General features: G+C 67.4%; 19 protein-coding genes. 13 read left to right on the forward strand and 6 right to left on the reverse strand.

The window, feature by feature from the left end; all coding sequences use genetic code 11:
- The first annotated feature begins 98 nt into the window (after window positions 1-98).
- Window positions 99-230, forward strand: a complete 132-nt coding sequence (locus WV31_RS22640; protein WP_257788788.1) for a hypothetical protein — start codon at window positions 99-101, stop codon at window positions 228-230.
- 76 nt (window positions 231-306) lie between these two features.
- Here the strand turns inward: WV31_RS22640 and WV31_RS03625 are convergent, their stop codons facing one another.
- Both WV31_RS03625 and WV31_RS03630 read right to left on the reverse strand, forming a co-directional pair.
- Complete coding sequence (locus WV31_RS03625) at window positions 307-1,524, reverse strand: NADP-dependent isocitrate dehydrogenase (protein WP_085372308.1); 1,218 nt, start codon at window positions 1,522-1,524, stop codon at window positions 307-309.
- A 107-nt stretch (window positions 1,525-1,631) separates the two neighbouring features.
- A complete protein-coding gene (locus tag WV31_RS03630) occupies window positions 1,632-3,857 on the reverse strand; it encodes an NADP-dependent isocitrate dehydrogenase (RefSeq protein ID WP_085372309.1) in 2,226 nt (741 codons plus the stop codon).
- Window positions 3,858-4,114: 257 nt separating this feature from the next.
- Between WV31_RS03630 and WV31_RS03635 the strand changes: the two genes are divergently transcribed.
- A complete protein-coding gene (locus tag WV31_RS03635; RefSeq protein WP_085372310.1) occupies window positions 4,115-5,056 on the forward strand; it encodes a LysM peptidoglycan-binding domain-containing protein in 942 nt (313 codons plus the stop codon).
- Window positions 5,057-5,197: 141 nt separating this feature from the next.
- On the opposite strand, the gene WV31_RS03640 is transcribed toward WV31_RS03635, so the two are convergent.
- Window positions 5,198-5,716, reverse strand: coding sequence for a hypothetical protein (locus WV31_RS03640; RefSeq protein ID WP_085372311.1), 519 nt, complete (start codon window positions 5,714-5,716; stop codon window positions 5,198-5,200).
- Between the two features lie 156 nt (window positions 5,717-5,872).
- Here WV31_RS03640 and WV31_RS03645 point away from each other — a divergent pair, with 156 nt between their 5' ends.
- From WV31_RS03645 to WV31_RS03660, 4 genes are all read left to right on the forward strand, one after another.
- Complete coding sequence (locus WV31_RS03645; protein WP_237051477.1) at window positions 5,873-6,580, forward strand: phosphatidylserine decarboxylase; 708 nt, start codon at window positions 5,873-5,875, stop codon at window positions 6,578-6,580.
- Entirely contained in the window at window positions 6,580-7,374 is a 795-nt protein-coding gene (gene pssA / locus WV31_RS03650) for a CDP-diacylglycerol--serine O-phosphatidyltransferase (RefSeq protein ID WP_085372312.1), read from the forward strand. The genes WV31_RS03645 and pssA overlap by 1 nt, the downstream gene beginning before the upstream one ends.
- Before the next feature lie 135 nt (window positions 7,375-7,509).
- A complete protein-coding gene (locus tag WV31_RS03655) occupies window positions 7,510-8,541 on the forward strand; it encodes an OmpA family protein (protein ID WP_085372313.1) in 1,032 nt (343 codons plus the stop codon).
- 117 nt (window positions 8,542-8,658) lie between these two features.
- Window positions 8,659-9,177, forward strand: coding sequence for an invasion associated locus B family protein (locus WV31_RS03660; protein WP_085372314.1), 519 nt, complete (start codon window positions 8,659-8,661; stop codon window positions 9,175-9,177).
- A gap of 129 nt (window positions 9,178-9,306) precedes the next feature.
- Here WV31_RS03660 and WV31_RS03665 read toward each other — a convergent pair whose 3' ends face one another.
- Genes WV31_RS03665 through queA form a run of 3 tightly spaced genes read right to left on the reverse strand, consistent with a single transcriptional unit; the run spans window position 9,307 to window position 12,028 of the window.
- Window positions 9,307-9,870 (reverse strand): methyltransferase family protein, encoded by a 564-nt coding sequence (locus tag WV31_RS03665; protein ID WP_085372315.1) that lies wholly within the window; start codon window positions 9,868-9,870, stop codon window positions 9,307-9,309.
- On the reverse strand, window positions 9,867-10,994 hold the full coding sequence (gene tgt, locus WV31_RS03670; protein WP_085372316.1) for a tRNA guanosine(34) transglycosylase Tgt: 1,128 nt from the start codon (window positions 10,992-10,994) through the stop codon (window positions 9,867-9,869). The genes WV31_RS03665 and tgt overlap by 4 nt, the downstream gene beginning before the upstream one ends.
- A complete protein-coding gene (gene queA, locus WV31_RS03675) occupies window positions 10,991-12,028 on the reverse strand; it encodes a tRNA preQ1(34) S-adenosylmethionine ribosyltransferase-isomerase QueA (RefSeq protein WP_085372317.1) in 1,038 nt (345 codons plus the stop codon). The genes tgt and queA overlap by 4 nt, the downstream gene beginning before the upstream one ends.
- 95 nt (window positions 12,029-12,123) lie before the next feature.
- Here queA and pip point away from each other — a divergent pair, with 95 nt between their 5' ends.
- From pip to WV31_RS03710, 7 genes are all read left to right on the forward strand, one after another.
- Window positions 12,124-13,065 carry a prolyl aminopeptidase gene (pip, locus tag WV31_RS03680; protein WP_085372318.1) on the forward strand — a complete coding sequence of 314 codons (942 nt, stop codon included), beginning with the start codon at window positions 12,124-12,126 and terminating at the stop codon, window positions 13,063-13,065.
- A 63-nt stretch (window positions 13,066-13,128) separates the two neighbouring features.
- A complete protein-coding gene (gene rfaD / locus WV31_RS03685; RefSeq protein ID WP_085372319.1) occupies window positions 13,129-14,115 on the forward strand; it encodes an ADP-glyceromanno-heptose 6-epimerase in 987 nt (328 codons plus the stop codon).
- Window positions 14,115-14,924, forward strand: a complete 810-nt coding sequence (gene lgt, locus WV31_RS03690; protein ID WP_085372320.1) for a prolipoprotein diacylglyceryl transferase — start codon at window positions 14,115-14,117, stop codon at window positions 14,922-14,924. The genes rfaD and lgt overlap by 1 nt, the downstream gene beginning before the upstream one ends.
- Before the next feature lie 121 nt (window positions 14,925-15,045).
- Window positions 15,046-16,119 carry a class I SAM-dependent methyltransferase gene (locus tag WV31_RS03695; RefSeq protein WP_085372321.1) on the forward strand — a complete coding sequence of 358 codons (1,074 nt, stop codon included), beginning with the start codon at window positions 15,046-15,048 and terminating at the stop codon, window positions 16,117-16,119.
- On the forward strand, window positions 16,120-16,890 hold the full coding sequence (gene pgeF, locus WV31_RS03700; protein WP_085372322.1) for a peptidoglycan editing factor PgeF: 771 nt from the start codon (window positions 16,120-16,122) through the stop codon (window positions 16,888-16,890).
- Window positions 16,891-16,970: 80 nt separating this feature from the next.
- Window positions 16,971-17,795, forward strand: a complete 825-nt coding sequence (locus WV31_RS03705; protein WP_237051478.1) for a hypothetical protein — start codon at window positions 16,971-16,973, stop codon at window positions 17,793-17,795.
- 103 nt (window positions 17,796-17,898) lie between these two features.
- Window positions 17,899-18,831 carry a ribose-phosphate pyrophosphokinase gene (locus WV31_RS03710; protein ID WP_085372324.1) on the forward strand — a complete coding sequence of 311 codons (933 nt, stop codon included), beginning with the start codon at window positions 17,899-17,901 and terminating at the stop codon, window positions 18,829-18,831.
- The last annotated feature ends 26 nt before the right edge of the window (window positions 18,832-18,857 follow it).

The following is an 18,857-nucleotide window of genomic DNA, read 5'->3' on the forward strand; positions in this document are numbered from 1 at the left end:
TCAGTTAACCAACGGCGCGAATTGTGTTGACCGATCTTTGACATACTTCGCGCATAGCCAATGCCTGGACCAAATCCAGCCGAAGGAAGCGCCGAAGAATGCAGTTCAATCTCGACACCTTTCGCGCCGGTTTCGGCGCCGCCATGGCCAAGATCAGGGATAATCTGCGTGAATTGAGCAATGCCCAAGAGGAGATGCGCCGTCGCATCGAAGCGTTCGGCATCCGCTGATCCCGCCAAACAGAAACCCCGCCGACGCATTCGCCTCGGCGGGGTTCTTTTTTGACCGAACGGTCAGTCTGGCGAATCAGGCCAGACCCATCCGCTTCTTCAGGTTCTCGTCCAGCTTGTCCAGGAACTGCTGGGTGGTCAGCCACGACTGGCCGGGGCCGATCAGGATGGCCAGGTCCTTGGTCATGAAGCCGGATTCCACGGTTTCGACGCACACTTCCTCGAGGGACTGGGCGAACTTGGCCACCTCGGGGGTGTTGTCGAACTGGGCGCGGTAGAACAGGCCCCGGGTCCAGGCGAAGATGGACGCGATGGGGTTGGTCGAGGTCTCCTTGCCCTTCTGGTGCTCGCGGTAGTGACGGGTCACCGTGCCGTGGGCGGCCTCGGCCTCGACCACCTTGCCGTCGGGGCTCATCAGCACCGAGGTCATCAGGCCCAACGAGCCGAAGCCCTGGGCCACGGTGTCCGACTGCACGTCGCCGTCATAGTTCTTGCAGGCCCAGACGAACTCGCCCGACCACTTCAGCGCCGAGGCGACCATGTCGTCGATCAGGCGGTGCTCGTAGGTGATGCCCAGCTTGTCGAACTCGGCCTTGAATTCACCATCGTAGACTTCCTGGAAGATGTCCTTGAAGCGGCCGTCATAGGCCTTGAGAATGGTGTTCTTGGTCGACAGGTACACCGGCCACTTCTTCTGCAGGCCGTAATTCATGCAGGCCCGGGCGAAGCCGTAGATGGACTCGTCCAGGTTGTACATGCCCATGGCCACGCCGGCGCCGGGGAAGTCGAACACTTCGTGCTCGATGGTCTCGCCGTTGGTGCCGACGAACTTGATGGAGAGCTTGCCGGGGCCGGGGACGGTGAAGTCGGTGGCCTTGTACTGGTCGCCGAAGGCATGGCGGCCGATGACGATGGGCTTGGTCCAGCCGGGCACCAGGCGCGGCACGTTCTTGCAGATGATCGGCTCGCGGAACACGGTGCCGTCGAGGATGTTGCGGATGGTGCCGTTGGGCGACTTCCACATCTTCTTCAGGTTGAATTCCTTCACCCGCGCCTCGTCGGGGGTGATGGTGGCGCACTTGACGCCGACGCCGTACTTCTTGATGGCCTCCGAGGCCTCGACCGTCACCTTGTCGTCGGTCTTGTCGCGGTATTCGATGCCCAGATCGTAATATTTCAGGTCGATGTCCAGATAGGGCAGGATCAGCTTGTCCTTGATGAACTTCCAGATGATCCGGGTCATCTCGTCGCCGTCCAGCTCGACGATCGGGTTTGCGACTTTGATCTTCTTCATTGACGGTGTTCCTCGGGGTGCGAAAGGCCCAATAACTGCTTGTCTTTAGATGGCGGACCGGAACGAAGGCGGCGGGAGTTCGCTTCTCCCGCCGCCGCCGAACCGTATTAGATGGCGGCCAGGGCCGCGTTCAGGGTGGCGCTGGGCCGCATGGCGGCCGAGGTCTTGGCGTCGTTGGGGCTGTAATAGCCGCCCATGTCGACGGGCTTGCCTTGAGCCGCGATCAGCTCGGCGTTGATCTTGGCCTCGTTCTCGGTCAGCGCCTTGGCCAGCGGAGCGAACTTGGCGGCCAGCTCCTTGTCCTTGGTCTGCTCGGCCAGGGCCTGGGCCCAGTACATGGCCAGGTAGAAGTGGCTGCCGCGATTGTCCAGCTCGCCCACCTTGCGGGCGGGGGACTTATTGTTGTCCAGGATCTTGCCGTTGGCCTGATCCAGGGTGTCGGCCAGCACCTGGGCCTTGGGGTTCTTGAAGGTCTGGGCCAGATGCTCCAGCGACACGGCCAGCGCCAGGAACTCGCCCAGCGAATCCCAGCGCAGATAGCCTTCCTCCTGGAACTGCTGCACGTGCTTGGGCGCCGAGCCGCCGGCACCGGTCTCGAACAGGCCGCCGCCCGCCATCAGCGGGACGATGGACAGCATCTTGGCGCTTGTGCCCAGCTCCAGGATGGGGAACAGGTCGGTGAGGTAGTCGCGCAGCACGTTGCCGGTCACCGAGATGGTGTCCTGGCCCTTGCGGATACGCTCCAGCGAGACGGCGATGGCCTCTTCCGGCGCCTTGATGGAGATGTCCAGCCCCGTGGTGTCGTGATCCTTCAGGTACTTTTCCACCTTGGCGATGATCTGGGCGTCGTGGGCGCGGTTCTTGTCCAGCCAGAAGATGGCCGGGGTGTTGGACAGCCGGGCGCGGGTGACGGCCAGCTTGACCCAATCCTGAATGGGGGCGTCCTTGGTCTGGCAGGCGCGGAAGATGTCGCCGGCCTCGACCTTCTGCTCCAGCAGCACCTTGCCCGCAGCGTCGACCACGCGGACCACGCCGTCGGCGGCCACTTCGAAGGTCTTGTCGTGGGAGCCGTATTCCTCGGCCTTCTGGGCCATCAGGCCGACATTCGGCACGCTGCCCATGGTCTTGGGATCGAAGGCGCCGTGCTTCTTGCAGTCGTCGATGACCACCTGATACATGCGGGCGTAGCAGCGGTCGGGGATCATGGCCTTGGCGTCGTGCAGCTTGCCGTCGGTGCCCCACATGCGGCCCGAATCGCGGATCATGGCGGGCATGGAGGCGTCGACGATCACGTCGGACGGCACGTGCAGGTTGGTGATGCCCTTGTCGGAATTGACCATGGCCAGCGGCGGGCCGTTCTCGTAGGCGGCCTTGATGTCTGCCTCGATCTCGGCCTTCTTGGCGGCGGGCAGCTTGTCCAGTTTGGCCAGCAGGTCGCCGAAGCCGTTGTTGACGTTGACGCCGATGTCCTTGATGGCGCTGGCGTGCTTTTCGAACACGTCCTTGAAGAACACGGTGACCGCATGGCCGAACATGATGGGGTCCGAGACCTTCATCATGGTGGCCTTGAGGTGCAGGGAGAGCAGCAGGCCCGGCTGGGACTTGGCGTCGGCGATCTGCTCGGCGTAGAAGGCGCGGAGCGCCTTGGCGCTCATCACGGCGGCGTCGATGACCTCGCCGGCCTTGAGAGCGGTCTTTTCCTTCAGCACGGTGGTGGAGCCGTCCTTGGCCACCAGCTCGATGCGCACGGTGGTGGCGTCCGCCACGGTCACCGACTTCTCGCTGCCGTAGAAGTCACCGGCATTCATGTGGGCCACGTGGGACTGGGACGAAGCGGCCCAGGCGCCCATCTTGTGGGGGTTCTTCTTGGCGTAATTCTTGACCGAGAGCGCCGCGCGGCGGTCGGAATTGCCCTCGCGCAGGACCGGGTTCACCGCCGAACCGAGAACCTTGCCGTACCGGGCCTTGATCTCCTTCTCGGCATCGGTCTTGGGGTCCTCGGGAAAATCGGGAATCTTGTAGCCCTGGGACTGCAGCTCCTTGATGGCCGCCTTGAGCTGGGGCACGGACGCGCTGATGTTGGGCAGCTTGATGATGTTGGCTTCGGGCTTGAGCGTCAGCTCGCCCAGTTCGGCCAGTTCGTCCTTGATCTTCTGGGCGGGGGTCAGGTTCTCGGGGAAATTGGCGATGATGCGGCCGGCCAGCGAGATGTCGCGGGTTTCCACGGCCACTCCGGCCGCGCCGGTAAAGGCCTGGACGATGGGAAGCAGGGAATAGGTCGCCAGAGCCGGCGCCTCGTCAACCTTGGTCCAGATGATTTTCGCGGTGCTCATCGTTTCTCATCCCTTCGCTGGAAGCCCATGCCTTGGTTCGCCCGTGAAATCCCGCCACGCGGCAAACGCGGGACGATAGCATTCGAGACGCCAAACGCAAGACTCAATCCTACTCGTTGGGAGGGGAAACGGGCGGGTAGGCCCCACCCGAAACCCATGAAACACACCGGAATGATGGATTCCCGCCCGTGACACTGGGGGAAATTAGAGCTAGGGTAGCGACCGCAAATTCTCCCGCCACCACCTCGCGAGGCGCCTTGAACCGGCCTACGCTCATCGCCCTGATCGGGCTCGCCGTCGCCGTCGTCGCCATCGTGCTGGCCATGCTCAGCCAGCGTGACGAAACCAGGGAGATGGTCACCCAGACCCTGCCGCCTCCCGGCGGTGCGTCCCCTGCCGCCGTGGCCGACGCGAACGAGCCGTCCTTCGACGTGGTGCGCATCGATGCCGGCGGCGACGCGGTCATCGCCGGCCGCGCCAAGCCCGGAGCCCGGGTCACCATCATCGACGGCGGCAAGGAACTGGGACAGGTCACCGCCGACCAGCGCGGCGAGTGGGTGTTCCTCCCCTCCGGCCCGCTGCCCCCCGGCTCGCGGGAATTGAGGCTGAAGGCCGCCAATCCCGACGGCAGCCAGGCCGATTCCGGCGAAACCGTGGTCCTGGTGGTGCCGCCCCGCGGCCAGGGCCCCGCCTTGGCCATCAAGTCCAACCGCGACGGCAGCAGCCGCATTCTGCAGGGCCCCGCCAACGGCGCCCCGGGCGCGCTGTCGCTGGACATGGCCGATCACGACGACAAGGGCCGCATGTCGGTCAGCGGCCGTGCCCCGGCCGGGGCCAAGGTCAACGTCTACATGGACAACCGCCTGCTGGGCCGCGCCACCGCCGACGCGGACGGCAACTGGCGGGTGGGCTCGACCCTGGCGCCGGGCAAGGGCAGCCATACGCTGCGCGCCGATCAGGTGGACGACAAGGGCAAGGTGCTGGCCCGGGTCGAATTCCCGTGGACCCGGGGCGACACCGCCGCCCCCACCGGCGGCTCGACCGTGACGGTGCTGCAAGGCAATTCGCTGTGGCGCATCGCCCGGCGGCTTTACGGCCAGGGCGTCGCCTATACGGTGATCTTCGAGGCCAACCGCGACAGCATCAGGAACCCCGACCTCATCTATCCCGGCCAGGTGTTCAGCGTTCCGGCGAAGTAGGCCTGCTCCCAAAGCATTCCGTCATGCCCGGACTTGATCCGGACATCCATGGCGCGCCGCCTGTCCCCATGCTTCGGATGACGTTCCCACGACACCGCGTGGATCACCGGGACAAGCCCGGTGATGACGATGACGAGGAATTCAGCGTCCCCGGGGCTTCGCCTTGCGCCATTCCGGCCGCACGGCACTTTCGCCCGGACGGGCGGGGGCCAGCGGCGGACGCACATACATGGCGATCAGTTCCATGTAGGGAATGGCCGGAGCGAGGAAACGGGTCACCGCCGAAACCAGCCGGACCGCCGAGACCGGCGTGGCGATGGCGAACTCGCCGCCCAGCAGGATGCGCCCCTGGTTGATGCGGAAGCTTCCCCCGCCCAGCACGGAATTGCCGGCATCGACGATGCGCGCCAGCCCGGCGCGGGCCGCCGGCGATTCCGCCGAGAAGGGCATGGGCCCCAGATCGCCCACCAGCTTGAGCTGGACGGCGGCCGACCCGGCCTGTTCCAGACGGCCGGCGAAGCGGACGAAGCGGAAGCCGAAATCGAAGGCCACCGGACCATCGCCCAGGGCCAGGGGCGGAGCCTCCGCCCCCTCGAGCACCGCGTCGATATCCAACGGCAACGACATGCCGCCCAAAGAAAACGCATTCGACTTGGACATGCCGATGCCGCCCGATCCTCGACGAAATTCATGGTAGGAACTTGAGTTCCTCCACACTAGTATCATGCCGCCGACCGGGATGAAAATCCAAAAGGCCGGCCTTAGACAAGGACATCGCCCCGACCAAAGGAGGGGGCGGCCATTGGGAGGTGACGCGTGCAGGCTCAGCAGATTTCCCTGACCAAGTATCTCTGGTTCCCCATCAACCGCGAGGGATGGCCCTTCGTCGGCCTGTTCGCGCTGGGAGCCCTGCTGCTGGGCCAGGTCTGGGGGCCGCTGGGCTGGGTCGGCGCGCTGCTCACCTGCTGGTGCGCCTGGTTCTTCCGCGACCCCGACCGCGTCACGCCCACCCGCGACGGCCTGGTGATCAGCCCCGCCGACGGCGTGGTGCAGATGGTGGGCATGGCGGCCCCGCCGCCGGAACTGGAGATGGGCGATGCGCCGCGCATGCGCATTTCGGTGTTCATGAGCCTGTTCTCGGTCCACATCAACCGCTGCCCGGTGGACGGCACCGTCGTCAAGTGCTCGTACCGCCCCGGCAAGTTCCTCGACGCCTCCCTGGACAAGGCCAGCGCCGACAACGAGCGCATGAGCGTGCGCATGAGCCGCGCCGACGGCCGCGAGGTCGCCTTCGTGCAGATCGCCGGACTGGTGGCGCGCCGCATCAAGTGCGACCTGAAGGAAGGCCAGCAGGTCCGGGCCGGCCAGCGCTTCGGCCTGATCCGCTTCGGCTCGCGCGTCGACGTCTACCTGCCCGACGGCGTCCAGCCGCTGGTCAGCCTGGGGCAAAGCATCATCGCCGGCGAGACCGTGCTGGCCGATCTCGACTCCGCCGAAGCCCAGCGGGAGGGAGCCATCCGCTGATGTTCCGCCCCAAGCGCCCGCCCCGCATCAAGGGGCTGTCCATCAACAAGCTGATTCCCAACATCCTCACCATGCTGGCGCTGTGCGCCGGGCTGACGTCCATCCGCTTCGCCGTTCACGGCATGTGGAAGGAAGCGGTGATCTCCACCGTGCTGGCCGCCATCCTGGACGGCCTCGACGGCCGGGTGGCGCGCCTGCTGCAGGGCACGTCCAAGTTCGGCGCCGAACTGGATTCCCTTTCGGATTTCGTCAGCTTCGGCGTGGCGCCGGCCATGGTGCTGTATTTCTGGACCATGCAGGGCGCCGGCGGCTTCGGCTGGGCGCTGGTGCTGCTGTTCTCGGTGTGCTGCGCGCTGCGTCTGGCCCGCTTCAACACCATGATCGGCGAGCCCGACCTGCCGCCCTACGCCTACAATTTCTTCACCGGCGTCCCCGCCCCGGCGGCGGCCGGCATCGTCCTGATGCCGCTGGTGTTCACCATCCAGTTCGGCGCCGGCTTCTTCGACCAGCCGGCGGTGGTCTCGGTGTTCCTGCTGGGCGTGTCGTTCCTGATGGTCAGCAAGATCCCCACCTTCTCGTTCAAGAAGGTCCGCGTGCCCCACAAATGGGTGCTGCCCATCCTGCTGGTCATCGGCCTGGCCGCCGCCTTCCTGGTCACCGAGCCGTGGCTGACCCTGTCCGTGCTGGGCACGGCCTATCTCGGCATGATCCCGCTCAGCCTGCGCTCCTTCGCCCGTCTCAAGGCCCAGGCCGAATCCGCCCCCCCCGACGAACCGGCTACGACTTCCGCGTAACAGCGTTGCTTTTCTGCAACACTCAGCCGGGATAGCGCTGCAGTGCGGCGAGCCGGCCTTGTCGCCCCCAGCCCCCGGCTGTACATATGGGGGCAGATTCTCAACGCCTCGCACCCCTTTGGGAAGGTAAAAACCATGCGCAGCATCAAGTCCCTCCTCGCCGCGGCCGTCGTCGCCGGCACTCTGGCCCCGGTGGCCGCCCAGGCCCAGTGGTATGTGGGCCTCGACGCCGGCGCCCAGTTCCTGCAGGATTCCAAGAACAGCGGAACCGGCGTCTCCGGCCTCAAGTCCGAGTCCGATGTGGGCTGGCTGACCCAGGGCGTGGTGGGCTACGGCTTCGGCCAGTGGCGCGTGGAAGGCGAGCTGTCCTACCGCGACAGCGGCATCAGCAAGGTCGGCGGCGCCACCGGCAGCGGCAGCACCACCGCGCTGGCCCCGATGATCAACGGCGTCTACGAGTTCCTGCCCCAGTCCAAGTGGCATCCCTTCGTCGGCCTGGGTGTCGGTACCGCCTATGTGGACGCCGGCAAGGTCAAGAAGAACGGCGCCGACGCCTATAACGGCAGCGACTGGCAGTTCGCCTATCAGGGCTTCGCCGGCGTGGGCTACGACCTCACCGACAACGTCGAGCTGAAGGCCCAGTACCGCTACTTCGCCACCCTGGACTACGAGACCAAGACCGCCGCCGGCGTGAAGACCGAGTCCGAGTATCGCGACCACGGCGTGCTGCTGGGCTTCGTCTACAAGTTCAACGCCCCCAAGGCCGCTCCGGCCCCGGCCCCGGCTCCCGTCGCCGCCCCGGCTCCGGCCCCGGCGCCCAAGCCCATGGCCCAGGTGCAGAAGAACTACATCGTGTTCTTCGACTTCGACAAGGCCGCCATCACCCCGGAAGCCGCCCGCGTCCTGCAGCAGGCCGCCGCCGCCGCCAAGTCGGCCGGCTCGGCCCGTATCGACCTGTCGGCCCACACCGACCTGTCGGGCAGCGCCAAGTACAACCAGGCCCTGTCCGAGAAGCGCGGCGCCGCCGTCAAGGCGCAGCTGGCCCAGCTCGGCATCCCCGCCGACCAGATCGTCGTGGTCGCCAAGGGCAAGTCGTCGCCCATGGTCCCGACCCCCGACGGCGTGCGCGAGCCGCAGAACCGCCGCGTGGAGATCGTCCTGCCCTAATCGGCGGCGTCGAGACAGTTCCAGAAGGGCTCGGCCGCAAGGCCGGGCCCTTTTCGATTCACAATCCCGTCTTGGACGGCTATTAAGATTCCAGATGTTTGCCGAGGATTCCTGCCCATGATCATCCGTTCGCTCGTCATCGCCGCCGCCGTGTTCGCGTCCACCGGCGCGGCCCTCGCCGCCGACACCACCAAGCGCCTGGGCAAGTTCGGCGAGTGGGAGGCCTTCTCCTACACCGAAGGCAAGGCCGCCACCTGCTACCTGGCCGCCACCGCCGGCAAGGTCACCGGCGGCGAGAAGGGCAAGCCCACCACCACCTACCTGATCGTCACCCACCGCCCCAGCGCCAAGAGCAGCGACGAGGTCAGCATCAACGGCGTCTACGGCTTCAAGAAGGACTCCAAGGTCGAGTTGCAGGTGGGCGCCATGAAGCACTCGCTGTTCACCAAGGGTGACCGCGCCTGGGCCGACGATGCCAAGGCCGACAAGGCCATCGTCACCTCCCTTCAGAAGGGCAAGGAAGCCATCCTGCACGCCAGCCCGGCCAAGGGAGGCGACGTGGCCGCCGCCTTCCCGCTGTCGGGCTTCTCCGACGCGCTGTCCGCCGCCGACAAGGCCTGCGGCATCAAGCGGTAGGGATCTACGGGGCTTCCGCCCCGTCCCCCGATCGGGAGGCATGCCTCCCGAACCCTCTCTTTTATTGATAATCAAAAGGGTGGTCTGGAGGCATCGCCTCCAGGCGGGCTTGGGCGGCAGCCCAATTCATCAGACCCGCCCCCGCCACGGCACGAAGGCCGGCACCTGGGTCCGATAGGCGGCGTAATCCTCGCCGTAACGGGCCAGCAGGCGCCGCTCCTCGCAATACGTCCCGATCAGCAGATAGACGCTGCCCCAGATGGCCGTGGCAAGCCCCAGGGGCGAGAGCGCCGCGCCCCACAGGATCAGGAAGGCCCCGGCATAGAGGGGATGGCGCACCCAGGCATGGGGGCCGTCCAGGCGCAGGCCTTCGTCCTCCGGCTGGCCGGGATGGCGCAACTGGCTCAATCCCCCCAGGCGACCCAGGTCGTAATAGCGGGCCGACAGCAGCATCACCACCCAGCCGGCCACGTGCACGGTGCCCAGCCCCAGCCTCGCCCAAAGCGGCAGGTCGAAGGCGGGCTCTCCCCCCAACGCCCGGGCTCCCACTCCCCCCACGGCCAGAAAGGCGGCGACGGCGATGACATTGTATACAATCCGCGACCAGCGCCCGGCGAGACGCCGCCCGGCCAGCCCGCTGTGGGACAGGCCGAAGGCGGCCCAGGCCAGCAGATAGGCGAGGTGGCCGCTCATAGGGGCGGAATGTCCCCCATCTCTTCCAGTGCCGCCGCGTCGGCCGCGAATTGGGCGAAACGCCCCTCGGCGATGGCCGCGCGCAATCCGGCCATCAGGGTCTGATAGGCCTGGATGTTGTGCCAGGTCAGCAGCATGGGCCCTAAAATCTCCTCGGACCGGATCAGGTGGTGGAGATAGGCTCGGCTGTGGTCGCGGCAGGCCGGGCAGGGGCAGCCCTCTTCCAGCGGCCGGGAATCGTCCTGGTGCCGGGCGTTCCTCAAGTTCACCGTGCCGCGCCGGGTGAAGGCCTGGGCGGTGCGGCCGGAACGCGTCGGCATGACGCAGTCGAACATGTCGATGCCGCGCCCCACCGCGCCGATGATGTCGGACGGGCGGCCCACGCCCATCAGGTAGCGGGGCTTGTCCCTGGGCAGCAGCGGCGTGGTGACGTCGAGGGTGGCGAACATGGCCTCCTGTCCCTCGCCCACCGCCAGGCCGCCCACGGCATAGCCCTCGAAGCCGATCTCCAGCAGGGCCTTGGCGGATTCGGCCCGCAGATCCGGGTAAACGCCACCCTGGACGATGCCGAACAGGCCATAACCCGGACGCGCCACGAAGGCCTCCTTGGAGCGGCGCGCCCAGCGCATGGACAGGCGCATGCTCTCGTCCGCCTGTTCGTGGGTGGCGGGAAAGGGCGTGCATTCGTCGAAGGCCATGGTGATGTCGGCATCCAGCAGCCGCTGGATTTCCATGGAGCTTTCCGGCGTCAGGCGATGCTTCGACCCGTCGTGGTGGGACTGGAAGGTAACGCCGTCCGCGTCCATCTTCCGGAGCTTGGCCAGGCTCATCACCTGGAAGCCGCCGGAATCGGTGAGGATCGGCCCCGGCCAGTTCATGAACTTGTGCAGGCCGCCGAGGCGCGCCACCCGCTCGGCGCCCGGGCGCAGCATCAGGTGGTAGGTGTTGCCCAGCACGATCTGGGCGCCGGTGGCGGCCACCGAAGCGGGCAGCATGGCCTTCACCGTGCCCGCCGTGCCCACCGGCATGAAGGCCGGTGTGTCGATGGGACCGTGGGCGGTGTGCACGCGGCCCCGCCGCGCGGCGCCGTCGGTGGCCAGGAGTTCGAAGGAGAATTCGGTCATGGGGATGTCCGTTCCAGCAGGCAGCAATCGCCGTAGGAGTAGAAGCGGTAGCCCGCCGCCTTGGCATGCTCGTAGGCTGCCTTCATGCGTGGGAGGCCACACAGGGCGGAAACCAGCATGAACAGGGTCGAGCGCGGCAGGTGGAAATTGGTGAGCAGCACATCCACCAGCCGGAAGGCGTGCCCGGGCGTGATGAAGATGTCGGTGGCGCCATCAAAGGGAAGAAGCGTGCCCAAGGGATCGGCGGCGCTTTCCAGCAGCCGCGCCGAGGTGGTGCCCACCGCCACCACGCGTCCGCCCGCCGCCCTGGCGGCGTTGATGGCGGCGGCGGCCTCGGGGGTCACCACGCCGATCTCCTGATGCATGCGGTGATCGTCGGTGTCGTCCACCTTCACGGGGAGGAAGGTTCCCGCCCCCACATGCAGGGTGACGGTGACGCGACGGATGCCGCGCGCGTCCAGCGCCGCCAGCAAATCCGGGGTGAAGTGCAGCCCGGCGGTGGGCGCCGCCACCGCCCCCTTCTCGCGGGCGAAGACGGTCTGGTAATCGCCGCGGTCGCGCTCGTCGGCCTCGCCCTGGCGGATATAGGGGGGCAGCGGCAGGCGGCCGTGGGCTTCCAGCGCGGCCATCAGATCCTCGCCCGAGCGGTCGAAATCCAGCGTCACCTCGCCCATCTCGCCCTTTTCGGCGACGGTCGCGAAGAACCCCTCGGCGAAATCCACCCGGTCGCCGGACCGCAGCTTCTTGGCCGGGCGGGCGAAGGCCTTCCATCGAGCCAGGCCGGTGCGCTGGTGCAGGGTCACCTCGACCGCCGCCAGCCCACGACGCCCGAACAGACGGGCGGGAATGACCCTGGTGTCGTTGAATACCAGGACATCGCCGGGCATCAGCAGGCCGGGCAGGTCGCGGATGCCCAGGTCCACCAGCCCGCCGCCGGCGGGAACGTGCAGCAGCCGCGCCGAATCCCGGGGAACGGCGGGGCGCTCGGCGATCATCTCGCGCGGCAGGTCGAAGTCGAAATCGTCCACTTTCATGAGGGCGGGTTTAGGCGTTGCCCATACCCACCGTCAAGCACTCGCAGGCGGGCGTGGCGCATGCCATATTGGAAACAGGAGAAAGAGGAGCCTTCATGGAGCTGTTCGCCCCGTTCGAATCCCACGCCTCGGGCATGCTGGCCGTGGGTGACGGCCACAGCCTTTACTGGGAGGTGTCGGGCAATCCCGACGGCCCGGTGGCGGTCTTCGTCCATGGCGGACCGGGGGCGGGAACGGCTCCCACCTATCGCCGCTTCTTCGACCCCTCGTTCTGGCGCATCGTGCTGTTCGACCAGCGGGGCAGCGGCCGCTCGCGGCCCGTCGCCTCGGTGGAGGCCAACACCACGCCCCATCTGGTGGCCGACATGGAAGCGCTGCGCCACCACCTGGGCGTGGATCGCTGGCTGCTGTTCGGCGGCTCGTGGGGCAGCACCCTGGCGCTGGCCTATGGCGAAACCTATCCGGAGCGCTGCACCGGCTTCGTCATGCGCGGCGTTTTCCTCTTCCGGCCCGAAGAGGTCGAGTGGTTCATGACCGGCATGGGCCATTTCTTCCCCGAGGCGCGGCGGCAGTTCATCACCTTCCTGCCCGAGGACGAGCGGGACCGGCCGCTGCGCTCCTATCTCGAGCGGCTCAACCATCCCGACCCCTTGGTCCACATGCCGGCGGCACGGCAATGGTGCACCTACGAGGAGGCTTGCGCCCGCCTGCTGCCCCGCGACGAGAACGGAACCGGCGACGGCCCCTCCACCCTGGCCCTGGCCCGCATCGAGGCCCATTACATGGCCCATGACGGCTTCATGCGTCCCAATCAGCTGCTGGACGACCTCTATCGGGTCCGCCATCTGCCCGCCACCATCATCCAGGGCCGCTACGACATGGTCTGCCCGCCCATCTCGGCCGACGACCTGGCCCGGGCCTGGCGGAACTGCGAGCTGCGCATCATCCCCGACGCCGGCCACTCGGCCATGGAACCGGGCATCCGCGCCGGTCTGGTCGACGCGGTCGAGCGCATGAAGGTCAAGATCAGACGGTAACTTGCGGGGCCATGCGTCCCGGCCTATAAGAGTCGCGGACAATTCCCAGTCGCGGAGCGCCCCATGATCCTCGTCACCGGCGGAGCCGGCTTCATCGGTTCCAACATCCTGGCGGCCCTCGAGGAGCGGGGGGCGGGCAAGCTGGTGGTGTGCGACCGCCTGCGCTCGGGCACCAAATGGCAGAACATCGCCAAGCGCGAGCTGGCCGACATCGTCCATCCCGAGCAGATCTTCGACTTCCTGGAAGCCAACGCCAAGCACATGGAGATGGTGATCCACATGGGCGCCATCTCGGCCACCACCGAGACCGACGCCGACAAGATCCTGGCCAACAACTTCTCGCTGTCGCTGGCGCTGTGGAAGTGGTGCGCGCTGCACAACGTGCGCTTCATTTACGCCTCGTCGGCCGCCACCTATGGCGACGGCACGGTGGGCTTCGACGACGACGGCACCATGGAGCACCTGGCCCGCTTGCGCCCCCTCAACGCCTATGGCTGGTCCAAGCACCTGTTCGACCGCCGGGTGGCGCGCAAGGTGTGGGCCGGCTCGCGCAAGCCGCCGCAATGGGCGGGCCTCAAGTTCTTCAACGTCTACGGCCCCAACGAGTACCACAAGGGCGGCCAGCAGAGCGTGGTGGCCCAGGTCTATCCCCATGCCGAGAAGAACGCCGCCTATCAGCTGTTCAAGTCCCACAATCCCAAATACCCGGACGGCGGCCAGCTGCGCGACTTCATCTGGGTGGGCGACGTGGTGGACGTGATCATGTGGCTGATCGAGAACCCCAAGGTCAGCGGCCTGTTCAACGTGGGCACCGGAAAGGCGCGCTCGTTCCTCGATCTGGCGAACGCCGTCTACCGCGCCGTGGGCCGCGAGCCGCAGATCAAGTTCCGCGACACCCCCATCGAGATCAGGGACAAGTACCAGTACTTCACCCAGGCCAAGATGGAGCGCCTGCACCGCGCCGGCTATTCCAAGCCATTCACCTCGCTGGAGGACGGCGTCGAGATGTATGTGAAGCGCTTCCTCGCCGCCCAGGACCCTTACCGCTGATGACCTTCGCGCTGGCCTATCCCAACATCGACCCCATCGCGCTGTCCCTGGGCCCCTTCGCCATCCGCTGGTACGCCCTGGCCTATATCGCCGGGCTGATGCTGGGCTGGCGCTACGTCAAGTTCCTGGTGGCGCGCCCACCTAACGCCATGACCGAGGAGGAGGTGGACGACTTCCTGGTCTGGGCCACCATGGGCGTGGTGCTGGGCGGACGGCTGGGCTACGTGCTGTTCTACAAGCCGCTCTACTACCTCGCCAATCCGCTGGAGATTCCCATGGTCTGGCAGGGCGGCATGTCGTTCCACGGCGGCGCGCTGGGCGTGATCATCGGCATCATCGCCTTTTCCAAATTCCGTGGTCGCAACCTGTTCCAGGTGGGCGACGTCATCTGCTGCGCCGTGCCCATCGGCCTGTTCTTCGGCCGCATCGCCAATTTCGTCAACGGCGAGCTGTTCGGACGGCCGGCCATGGACGTGGACTGGGCCATGGTCTTTCCCGGCGGCGGCCCTCTGCCGCGCCATCCCAGCCAGCTTTACGAAGCCGGGCTGGAAGGCGCGCTGCTGTTCCTGGTGATGTTCGGCCTGTGGAAGCTGACCGACATCCGCCATCGGGCCGGCGCCCTGTCCGGGGTGTTCCTGGCCGGCTACGGACTGGGCCGCATTGCGGCCGAATTCTTCCGCCAGCCCGACGCCCATCTGGGCTTTTTGTGGGGCGGCGCCACCATGGGCCAACTGCTGTCCATTCCCCAGGTGCTGGTCGGCTTGGGCCTGCTGGTCTGGGCGTGGCGGCGCGGGCCGAAGTCCGCATGAGCGACCGGAGGGAGCGCGGGCGCGTTGAGCGCCCCGAAGCGACGACGGAGCGCAGCGGAGGAGGGAAGCGGAGGAGCCAAGCGCGCGGAGGCGCGCGCCCGGCGCTTGAGGGGCTGAAACAATGACCCTCACTGGAATTCTCGCCGAACGCATTCGGGCGACGGGACCGATCTCCGTCGAGACCTTCATGGCCGAGGCGCTGGGCCACCCCGAGCACGGCTATTACATGGGCCGCGACCCGTTCGGCATGGCCGGCGATTTCATCACCGCGCCGGAAGTCAGCCAGATGTTCGGCGAGCTGATCGGCCTGTGGTGCGCCCTGGTCTGGCAGAGCATGGGGGCGCCGGAACGGGTGGTGCTGGCCGAGATGGGGCCGGGACGCGGCACCCTGATGGCCGACCTGCTGCGCGCGGCGGCCGCCCTTCCCCCCTTTGCCAAGGCGCTGGAGGTGCATCTGGTGGAGACCAGCCCGGCGCTGGCCAACCGCCAGCGCCAGACCCTGACGGGGCGCAACGTCACCTGGCACCGGCGTTTCGAGGATCTGCCCGACGGCCCGCTGCTCCTGGTGGCCAACGAGCTGTTCGACGCCCTGCCCATCCGCCAGCTGGAAAAGGCCGATGGCCTTTGGCACGAGCGGATGGTGGACCTGGACGAGGCCGGAACCTTCACCTTCGCCCTTGGCCCCGTCGTGGCCGAGCCGCCCCTGGCCCCTGCCGTGCGGGGCGCCCCCGACGGCGCCCTGGCCGAGCTCTGCCCCCTGGGCCGCGATCTGGCCCGCGCCATCGCCCGGCGGCTGGCCCATCAGGGCGGCGCCGCCCTGATCATCGATTACGGCTATGAAAAAAGCGCCGCCGGCGACTCGCTCCAGGCCTTGAAGGCCCACAAGCATCACCCGGTACTGTCCCAGCCGGGCCATGCCGACATCACCGCCCATGTGGATTTCCAGGCCCTGGCCGAGGCCGCCGCCGGCCTTGCCAGAACCCACGGCCCGGTGCCCCAGGGCCGCTTCCTGGCCGGCTTGGGGATCGAGGAGCGGGCCCGCATGCTGATGACCAACGCCACCCCGGAACAGGCCGCCGAACTGGCGCGCGGCGCACGGCGCTTGATCGATCCCGGGGAAATGGGCACCCTGTTCAAGGTCCTGGCGCTCGCCGCCCCCCTCCTGCCCGTCCCTCCCGGCCTGGAATCCGCCTGAATGATCACCCTGTCGGCCCTTAACGAGTTCGTCCGCATCCGCCACGGCTTCTTCACCCGCGAAGGCGGCGTGTCCGAAGGCCTGTACGCCTCGCTCAATTGCGGACCGGGATCGAACGACAAGCCGGACGCGGTCAAGGAAAACCGCCGCCGCGCCATGGCGCTGCTGGACCTGCCGGAAGAGGCGCTGGTCACCCTCTACCAGACCCATTCCAGCGACGTGGTGACGGTCAAGACGCCGTGGGAGCCGGGCAACGCGCCGAAGGCCGACGCCATGGTCACCGACCAGCCGGGCGTGGCGCTGGGTATCCTCACCGCCGATTGCGCCCCCGTGCTGTTCGCCGACGGCAAGAGCGGAATCATCGGCGCGGCCCATGCCGGATGGAAGGGGGCGCTGGAAAACGTGCTGGAGAACACCGTCGCCGCCATGGTGGCGCTGGGCGCCAAAAAGCCCAAGATCGTCGCCGCCATCGGGCCTTGCATCGGGCATCGCAATTACGAGGTCGGGCCGGAATTCCCCGCCCCCTTCCTGGCCGAGGCCGCCGAGAACGCCGACTTCTTCGCCCCCTCGCCGGCCAGGCCCGGCCATCACCTGTTCGACCTGCCGGGCTACATCTCGCGCAAGCTGTCCCGCCTCGGCGTCCACGAGGTGACCCGCGTGCCCGCCGACACGTTGCGCGACGAGGCCCGCTTTTTCAGCTATCGCCGCGCCACCTTGCGGGGCGAGGCCGATTACGGCCGCCAGATTTCGGTGATCATGCTGGACCGATGAGGCCACAGTCTTGTCATCCCGAGCGTAGCCAGGGATCTCCGCCTGAAAGGCATCGGGACGTTCGGCCCCGAGGGACCAGGATGAGATCCCTCGTCGCGTTGCTCCTCGGGATGACACTTTGGAGTCTTGCCGCCTGCGGCGAGATACCCCAGCCCTTCCGCCACGACGGCATCAACGCGGCGGTGGCCCCGCCGGGGCCCCGTGGCGTGGTGGTGCGCCCGCCGGGCGACGGGCCCAGCGACCAAGCCCTGGTCCGCGCCATCGTCAAGCGCCTGACGGATCAGGATATCCCCGCCTCGACCCGCAGCGCCGCCAGCGGCAGCTGGGTGCTGGATGCCGCGACCGAGACCACCATCGCCGCCAAGACCCTGCGCTGGCGCCTGATCGCGCCCGATGGCGACACGCCGGCGGAATTCACCCAGACCATCCCCGCCGCGCTCTGGGACAAGGCCGGCCCGGCCACCATCGACCGCCTGGCCGACGAACTGGTGGCCCGCTATGCCGGCGCCCTGCACGGCGAAGCGGCCGAGGCCGCCGCCCCGCCCCGCGTGCCCACCGTCAGGATCGAGAAGCTGGGCGGGCTGCCCGGCGATGGCGATGCCGCCCTGCCCAAGGCGCTGGGCAACGCGCTCCGGCGCCTGGGCCTGGTGCTGGCCGGGGCCGAGGCCGAACTGATCGTCAGGGGGCGCGTCGCCCTGGTGCCGGGCCGCGCCGGCGAGGAAGTCCTGGATGTCACCTGGATCGTGCTGGATGCGCGCACCGGCGAGGAACTGGGCAAGGCCGCCCAGCAGGGCGCGCTGCCGAAAGGGCGGCTTTCCGGCCCCTGGGGGGCGTTGGCCGGCGATATCGCCGCCGGTGGAGCCGAGGGCATCGCCGATATCATAGCCGCCATACCTCAGAAATAATCGGCGGGTCATAGCCACCAGTTTACAGGGCGGGGGTCCGGCTGTTATACGGGTGCCGGTTTCACGTCAGCGCGTCAGCCGCGCTAACCCGGCGGTATCCATCATGAAAATCCTCGCCTGCAACAGCAACCGGCCCCTCGCGGAAGCGATCGCCGAATATCTCACCATGTCCATCACCAAGGCGGTGATCCGCCGGTTCTCGGACAACGAGGTGTTCGTCGAAATTCACGAGAACGTGCGTGGCGAGGATGTCTTCGTCATCCAGTCCACCTGCTATCCCGCCAACGACAACCTGATGGAGCTGCTGGTCACGCTCGACGCCCTGCGCCGCGGGTCGGCCCGGCGCGTCACGGCGGTGATCCCCTATTTCGGCTATGCCCGCCAGGACCGCAAGTCGTCGCCCCGCTCGCCCATCTCGGCCAAGCTGGTGGCCAACCTGATCACCACCGCCGGTGCCGACCGCGTGGTGACGCTGGACCTCCATTCGGGCCAGATCCAGGGCTTCTTCGACATTCCCCTGGATAACCTCTATGCCGCCCCGGTGTTCACCAACGACATCCGCGCCCGCTACCAGGGCGACGACGTCATGGTGGTGTCGCCCGACGTGGGCGGCGTGGTGCGGGCGCGGGCCATCGCCAGCCGCATCGACGCCGATCTGGCCATCATCGACAAGCGGCGCGAGCGCGCCGGCGTGTCCGAGGTGATGAACATCATCGGCGACGTCAAGGGCCGCCGCTGCATCATGGTCGACGACATCGTCGATTCCGCCGGCACGCTGTGCAACGCCGCCGAGGCGCTGATGAAGGCCGGCGCCGTGTCGGTGGCCGCCTTCGTCACCCACGGCGTGCTGTCGGGCAAGGCGGTGGAACGCGTCACCAACTCGCCGCTGGAAGAACTGGTGATCACCGATTCCATTCCCGCCACCGAGGCGGTGAAGACGGCCCGCAACATCCGCCAGGTCACCATCGCCCCCCTGATGGCCGAGTCTATCTCGCGCATCAGCGAGGAGCGCTCGGTCTCCAGCCTGTTCGACTGATTGATCCGCGTCATGCCCGGACTTGA

This window comes from Magnetospirillum sp. ME-1, assembly GCF_002105535.1.
Lineage (GTDB): Bacteria > Pseudomonadota > Alphaproteobacteria > Rhodospirillales > Magnetospirillaceae > Phaeospirillum.